Origin of the sequence: Halorhabdus amylolytica, assembly GCF_004944975.1 — an archaeon.
Lineage (GTDB): Archaea > Halobacteriota > Halobacteria > Halobacteriales > Haloarculaceae > Halorhabdus > Halorhabdus amylolytica.
Map to the genome: position 1 here is coordinate 211,639 of NZ_SPQG01000004.1, position 15,900 is coordinate 227,538.

Annotated in this window: 12 protein-coding genes; 3 read left to right on the forward strand and 9 right to left on the reverse strand. The window is 64.3% G+C overall.

The window, feature by feature from the left end; translation table 11 throughout:
• Positions 1–133: 133 nt before the first annotated feature.
• Positions 134–1,312, reverse strand: coding sequence for an MFS transporter (locus E3374_RS07915; protein ID WP_136688536.1), 1,179 nt, complete (start codon positions 1,310–1,312; stop codon positions 134–136).
• A 159-nt stretch (positions 1,313–1,471) separates the two neighbouring features.
• Complete coding sequence (locus E3374_RS07920; RefSeq protein WP_248299417.1) at positions 1,472–2,644, reverse strand: MFS transporter; 1,173 nt, start codon at positions 2,642–2,644, stop codon at positions 1,472–1,474.
• A gap of 131 nt (positions 2,645–2,775) precedes the next feature.
• Here E3374_RS07920 and hypF point away from each other — a divergent pair, with 131 nt between their 5' ends.
• Complete coding sequence (hypF, locus tag E3374_RS07925) at positions 2,776–5,073, forward strand: carbamoyltransferase HypF (protein WP_136688537.1); 2,298 nt, start codon at positions 2,776–2,778, stop codon at positions 5,071–5,073.
• A gap of 9 nt (positions 5,074–5,082) precedes the next feature.
• On the opposite strand, the gene E3374_RS07930 is transcribed toward hypF, so the two are convergent.
• Positions 5,083–6,732 (reverse strand): NADH-quinone oxidoreductase subunit D, encoded by a 1,650-nt coding sequence (locus E3374_RS07930; RefSeq protein WP_136688538.1) that lies wholly within the window; start codon positions 6,730–6,732, stop codon positions 5,083–5,085.
• Between the two features lie 81 nt (positions 6,733–6,813).
• Between E3374_RS07930 and E3374_RS07935 the strand changes: the two genes are divergently transcribed.
• Positions 6,814–7,464: a helix-turn-helix domain-containing protein gene (locus E3374_RS07935; protein WP_136688539.1), complete on the forward strand. Its 651-nt coding sequence runs from the start codon at positions 6,814–6,816 to the stop codon at positions 7,462–7,464.
• On the opposite strand, the gene ilvD is transcribed toward E3374_RS07935, so the two are convergent.
• From ilvD to E3374_RS07950, 3 genes are all read right to left on the reverse strand, one after another.
• Positions 7,465–9,204 carry a dihydroxy-acid dehydratase gene (gene ilvD, locus E3374_RS07940; RefSeq protein ID WP_136688540.1) on the reverse strand — a complete coding sequence of 580 codons (1,740 nt, stop codon included), beginning with the start codon at positions 9,202–9,204 and terminating at the stop codon, positions 7,465–7,467.
• 213 nt (positions 9,205–9,417) lie between these two features.
• Positions 9,418–9,636: a hypothetical protein gene (locus E3374_RS07945; protein ID WP_136688541.1), complete on the reverse strand. Its 219-nt coding sequence runs from the start codon at positions 9,634–9,636 to the stop codon at positions 9,418–9,420.
• 257 nt (positions 9,637–9,893) lie between these two features.
• Positions 9,894–10,649, reverse strand: coding sequence for a DICT sensory domain-containing protein (locus E3374_RS07950; RefSeq protein ID WP_136688542.1), 756 nt, complete (start codon positions 10,647–10,649; stop codon positions 9,894–9,896).
• Positions 10,650–10,753: 104 nt separating this feature from the next.
• Between E3374_RS07950 and E3374_RS07955 the strand changes: the two genes are divergently transcribed.
• On the forward strand, positions 10,754–11,719 hold the full coding sequence (locus E3374_RS07955) for a beta-ribofuranosylaminobenzene 5'-phosphate synthase family protein (protein ID WP_136688543.1): 966 nt from the start codon (positions 10,754–10,756) through the stop codon (positions 11,717–11,719).
• Between the two features lie 27 nt (positions 11,720–11,746).
• Here E3374_RS07955 and E3374_RS07960 read toward each other — a convergent pair whose 3' ends face one another.
• From E3374_RS07960 to E3374_RS07970, 3 genes are all read right to left on the reverse strand, one after another.
• On the reverse strand, positions 11,747–11,950 hold the full coding sequence (locus tag E3374_RS07960; protein WP_136688544.1) for a dodecin: 204 nt from the start codon (positions 11,948–11,950) through the stop codon (positions 11,747–11,749).
• A 104-nt stretch (positions 11,951–12,054) separates the two neighbouring features.
• Positions 12,055–14,121, reverse strand: a complete 2,067-nt coding sequence (gene uvrB / locus E3374_RS07965; protein ID WP_136688545.1) for an excinuclease ABC subunit UvrB — start codon at positions 14,119–14,121, stop codon at positions 12,055–12,057.
• 66 nt (positions 14,122–14,187) lie between these two features.
• On the reverse strand, positions 14,188–15,867 hold the full coding sequence (locus E3374_RS07970) for a DUF3604 domain-containing protein (RefSeq protein WP_136688546.1): 1,680 nt from the start codon (positions 15,865–15,867) through the stop codon (positions 14,188–14,190).
• Positions 15,868–15,900: the final 33 nt, after the last annotated feature.

Here is a 15,900-nt window from a genome sequence, read left to right on the forward strand (position 1 = left end):
GTGGGAGTGATCCCGATAAACCTTTGCCAACCGGATTGTTCTAGTACAAACTCATTTGTGTTATCGGGGGCGGATCGGCAGCGTCGTCGTGAGGGAGACCAGGTGGAAGACAGGGAGACACCCCGGTCGAAAATCAGGCTCGATCGGACGCGGATTGACCGGCCAGCGGGCCGAGTTTGAGCGAGACGGCGATCACAACCAGGGCGATCGCCAGGCCAATCTGGAGAGTCATCGCGGTTTCGATGTTCGTCGCCTCGGCGATCACGCCGACGGTGGCCGGCGCGAGGAAGAAGCCAGTCTGGGCGGCGACGTTGGCAACGACGTTGACGGGGCCGCTAAAGGAAGGCCGGGACTCGATGCCCATCGATATCAGCGTCGGGAACAGCCCGGAGATGAAAAAGCCGATCACGAAGATGAGTGCCAGCAGTGCTGGCCCAGAGGCGAGGACGAGCGCCGTGTACATCGCGACGACGAGGACGAAACCGACGCCGACGAGTAGGTCGGTAAACCGGTATCGTTCGGCAAGGTAACTGAACGCGAGTCGACCAGGGACGTACGCCGCCAGATAGATCGATAACGTGAGGTTGGCGACGGTTTCCGTGAACAGCTCTCCCGCGTAATACGGCAGCCAGTTGAAAAAGACACTCTCCATGCTGCCGACGAAGACCAGCGCGATCGCCATGCCGTATATCGCGGGTTCTCGGATCAGCACTTTCACGTCATCCAGTTCGAGCGACCGCTCGTTGTCGAGTGATTCGGGTCGGTCGAGTCGCCAGAGAGCCACCAGAATTGGGACCAGCGCGATCGCGAGGACGAGGTAGGTGACTCGCCAGGAATACTCCCACATCACGACGGTCACCAGCAACGGGCCGAGCGTCGCACCGACCGCCCAGGCCATCGTGTGCAGGCTCAACATCCGCGCTCGCGAGTCCGGATAGAGATGACTCAGCACCGACCGATCGAGCGACCGGAAGATGCCCGACGAGAAACTCCGGACGCCGATGAAGACGAGCAACAGAAGGTAGGTCGGCGAGAGGCCGAGAACGAGAACGCTGCCGATCGTCGCGGCGACACTGATCACGAGGAACCGCTTGATGTCGATCCGGCCGCTGGCCGCCCCGAACAGAACCATCGCGAGGACGAACCCGACTGTCCCTACCGGCGTCACCAGTCCGAGGTAACTCTCGCTCACCGTGAAGACATCCTCGAAGACCGGGACCAGCGCACCGCGAGTCTGGATAAGTGCGCCGTCTAGGGCGACGAACGCGAACAACACCACGATCCAACCTGTCCGGCGATCTCGTCTACTCATTGTCGAATCCTCCCGATGGCGCGTCGTCGAATCCTCCCGATGGCGCGTCGTCGAACGTATCGAAATACGTCTCCATCCGACTGAAATCTGCCGCTGTGATACGGTTTGACGGTAGCTTCTCCCCGAGTGAATTGTACGGTTCCATGCTGTGGGTGTCGATCATGTGACAGCCGAGGCAGTTCCCGTGGGTCCGAGTTCGAGGACGATCATGACGAGTGCAAGCAGACCCGCCAGTCCGATCTGTACGAGGATCGCGGTCTCGATCGACGTCGCATCGGCGAGGACACCAACGATCACCGGTGCGGTGGAAAACCCGACCTGGGCGGCGACGTTGGCGACGACGTTGACCGGTCCCGAGAATGACGGCATGGATTCGATCCCCATCGAGATCAACGTCGGGAACATCCCGGAGACCAGGAGGCCGACACCGAAGATCGAGCCGAGCAACAGGTACCCGTTCGCACCCATGAAGGCGATGTAGGTCAGTGCGGTCAGGAGGACACTCGTCGCGAGGAGGAGCCGCGTGAAGCTGTACCGGTCGCTGAGACGGCTGAACACCAGCCGACCGGGGACGTACGCCGCCAGGTAGATCGAGAGGACGATCCCGGTGATCCACCCGGAAAACGTCGCCTGGGCGTAGCTCGGCAGCCAGGTGAAGTAGATACTCTCGATACCGCCGACGAAGATCAGTGCCGCGATCATCCCGTAAACGGCCGGCTCTGACAACAGCGGACGGAGATCGCTGCGGTCAAACGATCGTTCGTTCGTGGTCCCCGTCGGTGTGTCCAGGCGCCACAGAAGGACGAACACCGGCACGGTCAGCGCCGCGAGAACCAGATAGGTCGCCCGCCAGGAGTACTGACTCAGAATCGCCGTCACCAGGATCGGCCCAGACGTCGCGCCGACCGCCCACGTCATCTCCTCGAGGTTGAAGATCCGAGCCCGGGACTCCGGATAGAGATGACTCAGCGTGGGGCGATCTAGCGCCCGAAAGATACCCGTCGAGAGGCTCCGTATCCCGACGAGACCGAGAAGCACGAGGAAGCTCGGAGCTGCCCCGAGCACTAAAAGCGACAGCCCAGTCAGCGCCACGCCGAGCAGGAGAAAACGCCGCACGTCCACCCGACCGCTCGCTGAACCAAGTGCCAGGATCGCCACCAGATAGCCGACAGTCCCGACCGGGGTAATCAACCCCAGCTGGCTCTTGTTGACCTCGAAGAACGTCTCGAAAGTCGGGACGAGCGCCCCACGGACCTGGATCATTGCACCGGTAAGGCCCACGAACAGGAAGATCGCTATCAGCCAATATTTGCGATTATCTTTTTCATCCACGTTATCTGACTTTATCCACTCGCGGAGTTAAACGTATTGAACTCCGTCCCCGGAAGCCACATCGCAGTTCACAGCGGAGGACGGAACGGACGTCGGCAGATTCAACATCGCGGGCGGCCGCGTTCGACGTGATGAGCGAACGGAATCGTGCGATCGTCTCGGTAACGGGCGTCGTCCAGGGGGTGGGATTTCGACCGTTCGTCTATCGGACGGCGACCGAGGAGGAGCTCGCCGGGCGAGTGAACAACACCGGCGACGGTCGGGTCGAGATCGTCCTGGAGGGCTCGGAGGCAGGGATCGAGTCGTTCCTCTCGACACTCCGGACGGACCCGCCACCGCTCGCTCGCGTCGAGAACGTAACGGTCACGGACAGTGACCCCGAGGGACTCTCGACTTTCGATATCGTCGCTTCGACCGATTCGACGGGCGGTTCGGGGACGATCCCGCCCGACACGGCAATGTGTGACGCCTGTCTCGAAGACTTGCGGGACCCCGACTCCCGGTTCTACGAGTACTGGGCGAGCGCCTGCGTCGACTGTGGCCCACGGTACACGGTCATTCGGGAGTTGCCCTACGATCGCCCCACCACGTCGATGGACGCCTTTCCGATGTGCGACGACTGCCTGGAGGACTACGAAAATCCAACCGATCGCCGGTATCACGCCCAGACGATCGCCTGTCCGGCGTGTGGCCCGACGCTCTCGCTGCTCGATGGCGACGGGAACGAACTCGCCGGTGGTGACGACGCGATCCGACGGGCGGGCGAACGACTCGCCGGTGGCGATCTCGTGGCGATCAAAGGGATCGGCGGGACACACCTCGCTTGCGACGCGACTGATCCGGAAGTTGTCGAGAGGCTCCGCGAGCGGACGGGTCGCCCGGAGAAACCGTTCGCGGTGATGGCCCCCGACCTGGAGACGGTCGAGTCGTTCGCCCAGGTTTCGGCCGACGAACGCGACGCACTCGAAGACACCCGTCGGCCGATCCTCTTGCTCGACGGCCGGAGCGACGACCGGCCGGAATGGCTCGCCGCCGTCTCACCGGGGTTGCATACCGTCGGTGTCATGCTACCGTACTCCGGATTGCATCACCTCTTCTTCGATCACGTCGACGGGCCACTGGTGATGACCAGCGCCAACATGCCCGGCGTGCCGATGGCGACCGACCGCGAGTCGATCCTCGTCGACCTCGACGGGGTGATCGACGCCACCCTCGTCCACGACCGGGAGATCGTGATGCGGTGTGACGACAGCGTCGCCCGCTTCTCCGGGGGACAGCGACGCTTCGTCCGTCGATCGCGGGGATGGGTGCCCGAGTCGCTGCCACTGCCCGTGGATACCGACCTCGACGTGCTTGCCCTCGGAGCTGAGTTCGATGCGACTGTGGCGCTTACACAAGCTGGCGAGATCGTTCCCTCCCAGTATATCGGCGACGTTGACGATCCCGAGACGATCGGGTATCTTCGGGAGACCGTTTCCCATCTCCGGGATCTGCTCGGCACCGATCCCGACGTGGTGGCCTGTGACGCCCACCCCGACTTCCTGACGACCAGTGAAGCCCGGAAGTACGCCAGCGAGGAAGGTATGGCAGGACCCATGCAGGTACAGCACCACCACGCCCACGCAGCCAGCTTGCTGGCCGAACACGGGCGCAAGCGAGCGATCGTGATCGCTGCCGACGGGACAGGGTACGGACCGGATGGGTCGATCTGGGGCGGAGAAGTGCTGGACACGACGCTCGCCGACTTCGAGCGCGTCGGCGGGCTCTCGACGTTTGCACTGCCAGGTGGGACAGCCGCGATCGAAACGCCCGCCCGAATCCTCGCGAGTCTGCTCGACGACACTGAGCGGATCGACGAGTTGCTGGTCGAAGGCGGTGCGGTCGAGACTGCGGACGAAGCAGCGACTGTCCGCCGACAGGTCAAGCAGAGCGTCAACACCCCCGTGACGACCAGCAGCGGTCGGTTGCTCGACGCTGTGAGTGCCCTGCTGGACGTATGCACCGAGCGCTCCTACGAGGGCGAACCGGCGATGAAACTCGAAAGTGTGGCGGTCGGTGGCGACGTTCTCGACTACGAGATCCCGTACGACAGCCGGAACGGGACGCGTGTGCTCGACTCCCGACAACTCGTCCGAGACCTCGATTCGCTTTCCGACGAACACTCGACCGCAGACGTGGCCGCGACCGCCCAGTGGACGCTGGCGCACGGACTGGCCGACGTGGCCGTCGAAGTCGCCGAGGACCGGGGGGTCGACACCGTGGGGTTCACTGGCGGCGTGGCGTACAACGACGCGATCATCCGGACGATCAGCGAACGGGTCGAGGTGGTGGGGCTGGATTTCCTGAGTCACGATCAGGTTCCACCGGGCGACGGTGGGATCGCCTATGGACAGGTCGCGGTGGCCACTGCCCGGGACAGTACCGATTGAGGCCGCAACTCACCGATCGACTTCACCCATGATCGTATCGAGACTGCCGAGCGTGGCGATGAAATCGGCGACGTACTCGCCGTTGGCCATCTCGGGAAGGGCCTGGAGGTTCGAGAACGATGGGCCGCGGATCTTGAACCGCGCCGGTTTGTCGGTGCCGTCACTGCGAATATAGATCCCGAGTTCGCCCTTGGCCGCCTCGACGGCCCGATACACCTCGGCGTCGGGTTCGGGCCGGAGGGTGCGCGGGACGTTCGACTGGATCTGGCGGTCGTCTTCGGGCCACTCGGCCAGCACATCGACGCACTGCTCGACGATCGCCGCCGACTGCTCGATCTCGCGCATCCGGACGAGTACTCGGGCGTAGTTGTCACAGCCGTCCTCGGTGATCACGTCCCAGTCGAGTTCGTCGTAGTAGCCATAGGGGTCGTCCCGCCGGAGGTCGTAGTCGATCCCGGATCCGCGGGCGACGGGGCCGGTCACGCCGTAGGACTTCGCGACCTCGGGGTCGAGGTGGCCAGTGTCGAGCGTCCGCAACTGGATGATCTCGTTGGCACTGAGCAGATCGTGGTACTCGGCCAGTCGATCGGGCAGGAAATCCAGAAACGCGCGGATCTCGTCGAGGAACTCCGCGCGGGGTTCGGGCAGGTCCCAGGCGACACCGCCGAGCCGGAAGTAGTTGAACATGAGCCGCTGGCCGGTCAGGTCTTCGAGCAGGCTCTGGACGCGTTCGCGATCCTGGATCGCATACATGAACGTCGCGGTGAAGTCCCCGACCACGTCCAGGGCATAGGCACCGACGGCGAGAAAGTGACTGAGTATCCGTGAGAGTTCGGCGCTCATCGTCCGGACGACCTGAGCGTACTCGGGCACGTCGATGTCCGCTAAGTCCTCGGCGGCACGGGCGTAGGCCCACTCGTTGAGCAGTCCGCCACCGCCCCAGTCCCAGCGATCGGGGTAGGGCATGATCTGGTGGCGGTAGGTGCCTTCCTGGCACAGCTGTTCCTCACACCGGTGGATGTAGCCGATGTCCGGTTCGGCGTCGACGACCTGCTCGCCGTCCAGGGTCAACTGGACGTGCAGGACGCCGTGGGTGGCGGGGTGGTGGGGTCCGATATTGAGCAGCATCGTGTCATTGGCCCGCTCGTGGTCGTCTTCGAGCGGATTGACGTTCTCCCGGTAGGTGACGATCTGTGGTTGGGACTGGTCGTACTCCGCCCGGAGCGGATGACCCTGCCAGGTTTCGGGAAGGAGAATCCGCCGCAGATCCGGGTGATCCTCGTACCCGATCCCCAGTAAGTCGTAGGCCTCCCGCTCGTGCCAGTCGGCCGTGTCGTACACCGACGCCGCGGACTGGCTGACCGGTTCGTCTCTGCTCGTCGGAACGACGACGCTCAGCTCCAGGGTCGGATCGTCGTAACTCCGGAGGTGGTAGATCGTCTCGAAGCGATCGGCGTACTCCTGGGCCGTGACGCAGGCGCAATGATCGAAACCGGCACGATCCCGAAGCGCTTCGAGGACGGCAGCCACGGCGTCGGCCCGGACCACGATCCCGGGCGCGTTCCCGTGGGTTTCACGATCGATGACCGCGTCCAGATCTTCGACAACTGTCTCCCAGTCACCCGATCGCTCGCGGCCAGTCTGCTGGACGGCGCCCATACTCCGAGGGAGGAACGACTGGGGAAAGCTGGTTTTGCCGAATTCACTAGTGCCTTGAAGTGCAGGTAGTAACGACCGGACGTGAAATCTCTCGCGGCGACCATGCGGGAACCGGCCGAGTGGCGGAACCCGATGCATACCTTCATCGCGGAGACAGCCGGCTTCGAGCGGGCGGAGTTGCTGATCTGGAACTTCTCTCGCGAGGCGCTGGACGTCCTGCTGTTCCGTGTCGTCGGGCCGATCGAGCCCTACCGGGAGGCGATCGAGGCCGCACAGTTCGTCACCGAGCACGATCTCACCCCGATCGACGACGACTCCTTTTACGCCTACGTCGAACACGAAACCCGCGAGATGGACCGTCAACTACGGGATTCCTTCGACGGCAAACACGTCGTGATCGTCCCACCGATCGTCTACCACGCCGACGGCACCACGCGACTCCGGATCGTGGGACGCCCGGAGGCCCTGGAATCGGTGGTTGCGGAGATTCCCGAGGCGATCGACGTCACCGTCGAGTCGATCGGCGAGTATCGCGGACCTTCCGGCGGGGCACTCGATCTCACGGATCGCCAGCGGGAGGTCTTGCGAACGGCTGTCGAGATGGGGTATTACGACGTTCCACGGGAAGCGTCGGTCAATGACGTCGCCGCGCGACTGGAGTGTGCGGCCAGTACCGTCTCGGACCACCTCCGGAAGGCCGAACGCGCCGTGATGGGCGGGCTGTTCGAGTGATCACTCCCGCTTGACGCCGGGATTGCTCACCGCGCCGTTGGCCGCCGAGTCGAAGTCTCGGTGGTACTTCGCCAGCACGCCCGACTCGTAGGTCGGTTCGGGATCGTCACGATCGTCGAGACGTTGTTCGATCTCGTCGTCGCTGAGGTCGACCTCCAGCGTCCGCTCGGGGATGTCGACAGTCACGGTGTCGCCGTCTTCGAGCGCGCCGATCGGCCCGCCGACGAAGCTCTCGGGGGCGACGTGTCCGATCATGGGCCCACGGGTCCCGCCGGAGAACCGGCCGTCAGTGAGGAGCGCGACATCGTCCTCGTGGCCCTGACCGACGACGGCGGCGGTAACGCCGAGCATCTCGCGCATGCCGGGGCCACCTTTGGGCCCTTCACCCCGAATCACGATCACGTCGCCCGACTCGATGTGGTCCTCCTGGACGTACTCCATGGCGTCCTCCTCGTTCTCGAAGATCCGGGCCGGGCCCTGGTGGTGGAACTCGTCGTTGCCCGTGGCCTTCAGGACCGCGCCATCCGGCGCGAGGTTACCCGTGAGGATCTTGATCGCACCCTCGGGTTCCTTCGGTTCGTCGATGGTATAGAGGAAGTCCGCATCGATCTCGTTCTCTGGCGGGAGGCGACCCTGCTCCTCTAGGTATTCGATCTCCTCGGCCAGCGTCCGGCCGGTGATCGTCATCGCGTCGCCGTGCAGGAGGTCGGCCTCCAGCAGGCGGCGGAGGACGACCGGCACGCCGCCGATCTCGTGAAGATCGTTCATTACCTTCTCGCCGCCAGGCTGGAGGTCGGCAATTTTGGGTGTCCGCCGGCTGATCTCGTCGAAATCCTCGATCGAGAGATCGACGCCGGCCTCGGCGGCCATCGCCAACAGGTGCAGAACGGCGTTGGTCGATCCGCCGATGGCGGTCTGCAGCGCGATGGCGTTCTCGAAGGACTCCCGCGTGAGGATCTCGGAGGGTCGACGACGCTCCTCGATGACCTCGACGACCAACTCGCCGGTCTCGCGGGCGACGTCGTACCGGCTCTCCTCCTCGGCGGGCGGGGAGGCACTGCCGAGCGGTGCGAGGCCGATAACCTCCGAGATGGAGGCCATCGTGTTGGCGGTGAACATCCCGCCGCAGGCCCCCGCACCGGGACAGGCGTTGCGTTCGAGGTCGTCGAGTTCCTCGTCGTCCATGTCGCCGGTGGCGTAGGCGCCAACGCCCTCGAAGACCTGGACGATGGTGACGTCCCGGCCGTCGTGTTCGCCGGGCATGATCGACCCACCGTAGAGGAAGACGCTGGGCAGGTCCGTCCGGATCATCGCCATCATCATCCCGGGCATGTTCTTGTCGCAGCCGCCGATCGTCACGAGACCGTCGACGCGCTCGCCGAAGGCCACCAGCTCGACCGAGTCGGCGATGACCTCCCTGGAGATGAGCGAGGCTTTCATCCCTTCGGTGCCCATGGAGATGGCGTCGGAGATGGTGATCGTGCCGAACTCGACGGGCATGCCGCCGCCCTCGTCGGTGGCGTCCCAGGCTGTCTCGGCCACGTCGTCTAAATGGACGTTACAGGGGGTGATGTCGGCTGCGGGGTTGGCGATTCCCACGAGCGGGGAGTCGAAATCGGCGTCGTCGTAGCCCATCGCGCGGAACATCGCCCGATGGGGGGCCTTGTCGGGTCCCTCCGTGACGTCTGTGCTCGGAAGGTCCGCGTCCTTCTCGCGGGAGAACCTGCCATCGTCTGACATGGCTCTATAGAACCTCGCGGCGAGTAAAAAGGACCCGGTGGGGCCGATTGTCTCCGATTCGTGATCGGAAGGAGAGCCTCGGGTTGTTGACTCCACGGGCATCCAGACGAGAACTGAGCCAACAAGAGCGTGTCATGGCCCATAGGTTGAACATCTACAGGCTGGATCAAGCGGCGTAGCGGCGCGTACAGGTCGGATGACGACTGCTATAGCTTAGAAGAAGATGTCGAGGAAGCTCACGATGGCGAACAGCCCGGCAACGATACCGAGGACGAACAGCGCGACCCCCCAGATGAACGTCCCGTTGACAAGCAGTTCGGCCACCATCAGCACGACGCCGGCCACGAGCAACAGGCCCGCGACAAGCAACTGGAGGCCCCCCTCTACGAGTTCGCCCAGATCGAGTTCGAACACGTCGAGTAGTTCGTCCATACGCGAGGGCTGTACAGCCAGTAGTAAAAATCCGATGTTAGAGTGACATCCTCCGCGCCCTGCTGTTTCCTACGTGATGCTTTCGCTGACACGCTCACAACAATCGGGAGAGACGATCCAGAAGACCGTCATTCGATGGCTCAAATACGCCGGAGCGAGCGTGTGCGTCACTCTGGATCGATTCCGGGGAGTGCTGTCAGGAGGAGGGGTTACGGAGAGTCAAGGAGAAAGACTCGCCCTTCAAGACGGGGAGGATGTCACGTTCCGGACCGCTGGGGAGTCCGATCGGCCGCGAGGTACGTCCCTTCGAGGTGATCGAGAATGCTGTCGACGATGGCCGCGTCGTACGTCCAGGCCCCGTAGAAGGACCCCTCGTCGCGTTCCTCCGCGAGAAGGGCGCTCTTCTGGAGCTCTTCGCCGCCGCCGTCGAAGACGACGAACCACGTCTCGGCGATCTCGTCGTTCTCGACCGGGTGGACCGTCCCGCCGTCGATATCAGGCGGGGGCGTGTCCGGCACCCCGTAGGCGTGTACTTCGACGCCACGCATCGCGAGGTCCGCGTAGATAGCCCGTTGCTCGGCAAACAGCGAGAGTCGCTGGAAACCAGCGTGAATCGTCCCGCCGCGAACACGACGCGCGCGATCCTCGATCTCGCGGGAAGTATAGAGCATCTGTTCGGTGTCGTAGGACGTGAACGTCGTCTCCTTGAGGGGTTCGAGAATCGGTTCGTACTCCCCGTCCGCGATACCGACGGCGTCCGCCCCCGGCGGGACGCCCTCAAGAAGTTCCCTGAGCGTCGGGACGGCGACGATCGAGCGGACGCGGTCCCGATCGCTGAGGACGGCGACGTCGGCCGGGCGGCCCGAGGACGTCGATACAGTCCGGATGCGGACGTTCTGCGTGCCGAAAAACGTCGCGAGGTCGGCAGCGATCGGATCGTCGAGAGCGCAGTTGAACAGCGTCAGCTCCTTCTCGTGGTCGTGTATCGCCTCGACGATCTGGGCGAGGGTCATCGCTACGTCCATCTCCGTCGCGATCCGACATATATCCGTCCCTGCCGTTCATTGACCGATCGGGACACGAGCCTTCAAGACACTCCTCGCACAATCGACACGCAATGACGCGGGTCTCAATCGGGGCGCGGCTCCACGCCGGCTTCCAGAACCTTTCGCTGGCTCGGGATCGCCTCTATGGCGGAATCGGGTGGGCAATCGAGAATCCCCGGGTCGTTCTCGCTGTCGAGCAAGCCGACGAACTCGTCTGTCCCCACGAGACAGTCGAACCGTACGCTCGCCGGGCGATCGACGTACTCGATCTCCCGGGTGCCGAGATCACCGTCGAACGACGGTTCGAGCGCCACGCTGGACTCGGCAGCGGAACCCGCCTCGCGCTGGCCTCGCTCGTGGGGATCGCCGACGCCTACGACCGGGCAGTGGACGGACGTGAACTGGCCCCCGACCTCGGCCGTGGCGGTCGCAGCGGCGTCGGTATCGCGACCTTTCTGGAAGGGGGTTTCGTCGTCGACGGCGGCCACCCGGTCGAACGGTTCACCCACAGTCCACCGGAGAGGGGGACCTGGACGACGCCACCAGTCGTCGCCCGCCACGCTATCCCGGACTCGTGGCGATTCGTTCTCGTCATGCCGACGGTCGATGCGGGCCAAAGCGGGAGCGACGAAGACGCGAGCATGCGCTCGATCGTCGAGCGGGCTGACCCGGGGATCGCCGACGAGATCGCACCGCTTGTGACCCAACGACTCCTGCCGGCGATCGCGACCGGCGACCGGTCGGCCTTCGGCGCGGCGATCACCAGACTCGGCCGACTCAACGGCGCGTGGTACGCCGACGAACAGGGCGGCGTCTATCGCCCGCCCGCCGGCCAACTGATCGAGCGACTCTCTAAGGTCTCCGGCGTCGACGGCGTCGGACAGTCCTCCTGGGGACCGACGATCTACGCGATCACGGGCACAGATTCGACTGATCGGGTGTGTGAGGCAGCCGAGGACGCCCTCTCCGAGGTCGGTGTCGACGGGGAAGTGAGTGCCGTCGCGCCCGATAATCGCGGGTTCGCTCTCGAAGCGTGAACGCGACAGCGGACGGTCGAGTGGGAGCTACTCTGTCGAGTCGAGTTCGAAAGCGACCTCCAGTTCGACCTGGTATTCCCGTCGATCGCCGGCGAGTTCGACGCCCTGCTCGGTGACTTCCGCCCACTTCACGTTCTCGAGGGTTTCCTCTGCGCGATCGATCGCATTATCAGCCGCGCTGTCGAAGCTGTCAGTGGACGCTCCACGGAGAAGGACCTTCTTGAATACCATGTGAACAGTCCGGCCCGCGGACGGATAAGCCTGCTTGCAGCAATTATTTTCCCCCACCTCGGCGCTGTGTGTGATTGACGACCGACGTGGGGTCCGAAACGCTCTCAGAACTCCTCGGGGCCGGGCGCAGGAACGCCGTCCCCGCCCGGCCCGTCGGGGCCGCCCAGGTCGTACTCCTCGCGCAACTCCCGGATGCGATCGCGGATGTCCGCCGCGAGTTCGAACTCCAGGTTGTCCGCCGCTTCCTGCATGCGCTCTTGTAAGTCTTCGATCAACCGGGCTGCGGCCTCCTCGTCCTCGGGATCGGCCGTCGCCGACCCGCCGGTGTCGGTCTTGCTCCCGGGAAGATTCGTCTCGCCAATGGCCTTCTCGATGGTGGTCGGTTCGTGACCGTGTTCCTCGTTGTATTCCCGCTGAATGCGCCGCCGCCGACGCGTCTCCTCGATGGCCGCCTCCATGGCATCGCTGGGGTCGTCGGCGTACAGGACCACCGTACCGTTGACGTTGCGGGCGGCCCGTCCCATCGTCTGGACCAGCGTCGTCTCACTCCGAAGGAACCCCTCCTGATCGGCATCCAGTATCGCCACGAGACTCACCTCGGGGATGTCCAGGCCCTCCCGCAGGAGGTTGATCCCCACCAGGACGTCGAACTCGCCCGCCCGGAGTCCGCGGACGAGTTCGTGCCGTTCCAGCGTGTCGGTCTCGTCGTGCATATACTCGACGGCGACGCCCGCCTCCTGGAGATACTCCGTGAGGTCCTCGGCCATGCGCTTGGTCAGGGTCGTCACCAGCGCCCGCTCGTCGTCGGGCAGGGCGTCCAATCTGTCCATCAGATCGTCGACCTGCGATTCGGCGGGGCTGACCTCGATCTCCGGGTCGACCAGGTAGGTCGGGCGGACGATCTGTTCGACCACCTGATCGCTCACCTCCCGTTCGTAGTCACCGGGCGTCGCCGAGACGTACAGCGTCTGATCCGTCTTTGCCTCGAACTCCTCGAAGGTCAGCGGGCGGTTGTCGTAGGCCGTCGGGAGCCGGAAGCCGTTCTCGACGAGGGAGTCCTTGCGGGACTTATCGCCCTCGTACTGGCCGCGGATCTGGGGGATCGTCTGGTGGGACTCGTCGACGACCGTCAGGAAGTCATCGGGGAAGTAATCGAGAAGGGTGTAGGGGGCCTCTCCCGACTCCCGGTCCGAGAGGTGCACGGAGTAGTTCTCGATACCCGAGCAGTAACCGGTCTCTTCGAGCATTTCGAGGTCAAATGTCGTCCGCTCTTCGATGCGCTGAGCGGCCACGAGGTCGCCCTGGCGCTCGAAATAGCTGACCCGCTGTTCCATCAGTTCCTCGATCTCCTCGATTGCCGCCTCGATCTGCTGGCCGGGGATCGAGTAGTGCTCTGCGGGGTGGATCAAGGCGGCAGGTTCCTCACTCACCAGGTCGCCCTCCAGTGGGTCGAGTTTCGAGATTCGGTCGATCTCTTCACCCCAGAACTCCACGCGAAGGGCGTAGCGGCCGTACATCGGGTAGATCTCGACAGTGTCGCCCCGCACGCGGAACGTGCCGTGTGTGAAGTCGACGTCGTTGCGTTCGTAGTTCAGATCGACGAGCCGCCCCAGCAACTCGTCACGGTCAATCTCCTGGCCCACCTCCAGCCGCAGGGACATGTCGACGTAGTTCGCGGGATCACCCAGGCCATAGATGGCCGAGACGCTGGCGATGACGATCACATCCTCGCGGGTCAGCAGCGAGCGTGTCGCGGAGTGACGCAGGCGATCGATCTCGTCGTTGATCGAGGCGTCCTTTTCGATGTACTTGTCGGTCTGTTCGACGTAGGCCTCGGGCTGGTAGTAGTCGTAATAGGAGACAAAATATTCGACGGCGTTGTCCGGAAAGAGTTCCCGGAACTCCTCGTACAGTTGGGCGGCGAGGGTCTTGTTGTGGGCGATCACGAGGGTAGGTTGCTGGATCTCCTCGATGACCCACGAGACGGTATTCGTTTTGCCCGAGCCAGTGACGCCCAGCAGGGTCTGTTTGTCCATCCCCGAGCGATAGCCCTCGGCGAGTTGCTCGATGGCGTCGGGCTGATCGCCTGCTGGATCAAAAGGCGCGTCAACGCGGAACGCGCTCTCGGCGTCGGGACGGTCTGGCGAGAGGGGGCCGCCGGTGTCGCTCACGGTTGTGACCTGCTACGTGCTGGAGTAGTTTTACCCGTTCGCTTGCGACAGGACGTCGCCAGCCCGTCACGCCACCTCGACCCACAGCGGCCCGGCCCAGGCGAGTCCGCCGTCGGCCTGCGCGAGGCGGACGTAGTAGGTGTCGGCGTCGATCCCGCGCTCGTCGTCGAAGGCCATGCCCGTGATCGGCTCGTCGTCCGTCCAGGATTCCTCGACGGTGTAGGCGTCGAGGTCCGCGTCGGAGTCGTCAGTCCCCTCGAAACGCCGCCAGTCTTCGTTGTTTTTGACGACCGTGAGCCGTTCGACGGGACCGGTCCCCGCCACGGCCACCGACACCTCGCGCTCGGCCGTCGGCGAGTCGACGGTGACAGTGCTGTCGGGATCAGCCACACGGGTGCCGTTCACGGCGAACTCGACCCGGATCCGGTGTGGCTGGCTCGTCCCGTAGACCTGCCGGTTCCGCAGGCTCTCGAAGATTGTCTCGCGGGAGAGTTCGGTGGCGTGGATGCCCGCGAGCCCGCCGGGATAGCTCGGCTCGTTCCAGATGCGCCAGATCAACCCCCAGCCGATCCCCTTCTCGCGCCACTCCGAGAGGGATGGCAAGTGAGCGTCGGCATGCAACAGCGAGTGGCCAGGACGCGCGTCGTGATAGTCGGCCGAGGCCATCAGTCCGACGCGGTTCCCCAACGCGAGGGCGTCCTGGACGTGGTGGCCCGGGCGCTCGGCCTCGCCGTGACCCATCTCGATCGGATGGTCGTTTCCCTCCCAGGCTGGGCGTTCGCTGTTTCCCCACTGGGAGTAGACTTCCGCGAGGGGCGCCACCTCGTCGTCGTACTCCGTCGCCGCGAAGTCGAACGGGTAGGAGGACTCGGCGCTGTGATGGGGCGCAGCCACCGCTCGTCCCTCGCCGCGTTCGTTGAACTCCCGCAGGCGAGCGAACAGTTTCTCGTAAGTGTCGCTCTCCGGGCTGATCGAGTCGAACAGATCCGCTTCCTCGACGCAGTCGAAGTAGACGTTTATGTGCCCGCCGACTGTCGGTTGCTGGGTCCACTCGTAGCCCAGCAGCGGGAGGAACTCGCCTTCGTCGGTGAACTCCCGAACGATCTCTTTCATCCGGGGGAAATAGCGGCGTTCCATCCGGCGGCGCTGGAGTCGCGGCGGGATGAAAAACCCCATCGTGTCGTGATCTGCGTAGGCGACTACGTCTAAGTCCATCACGTCCCGACCGAAGCGCAGTCCCTGCTCGGGCGTCCCACACCCGTCCGAGAACTGCGAGTGCAGGTGCAGATCACCCCAGAACAGTCGCCGGTCGGGTTCGTCCTCCGTGACCCGCACGGGATTGGAGACGAAGCGTTCCCCGGTCCCTTCGTGAGTGAACGTGAGGTACTGGATACCCGGCGTTTCGAAGACGATCGCGTCGATCGTCGTGAGGCCGCCGTTGCGGGCCGGAAAGGTGACGTGGTCGGGATAGATCGCATCACCGTCGGTCGAGTCGACCCGAAACGTTCCCCGGAAGTCGTCGATCAGGCGCTCACACTGGTCCCACACCTGGAGCGTCAACGCCACTGGATCGCCGGCGACGGCATCCGAGGGCACGATCGCGTGGGCCTCGGTGAACCGCTGATTGCGGTTTTCCAGCAGCCGACCCAGCGAGGGTCGCTGGCGGGCCATCGACCCCAGCGCCATCTTCGCCTTGTAGGCTATCCCCTCGGCCGAGGAGACGTCGTCCCCGTCGTTCGTCGCCATACGTGCGTGAAGTGGGGAAGGCGGATAAATCGG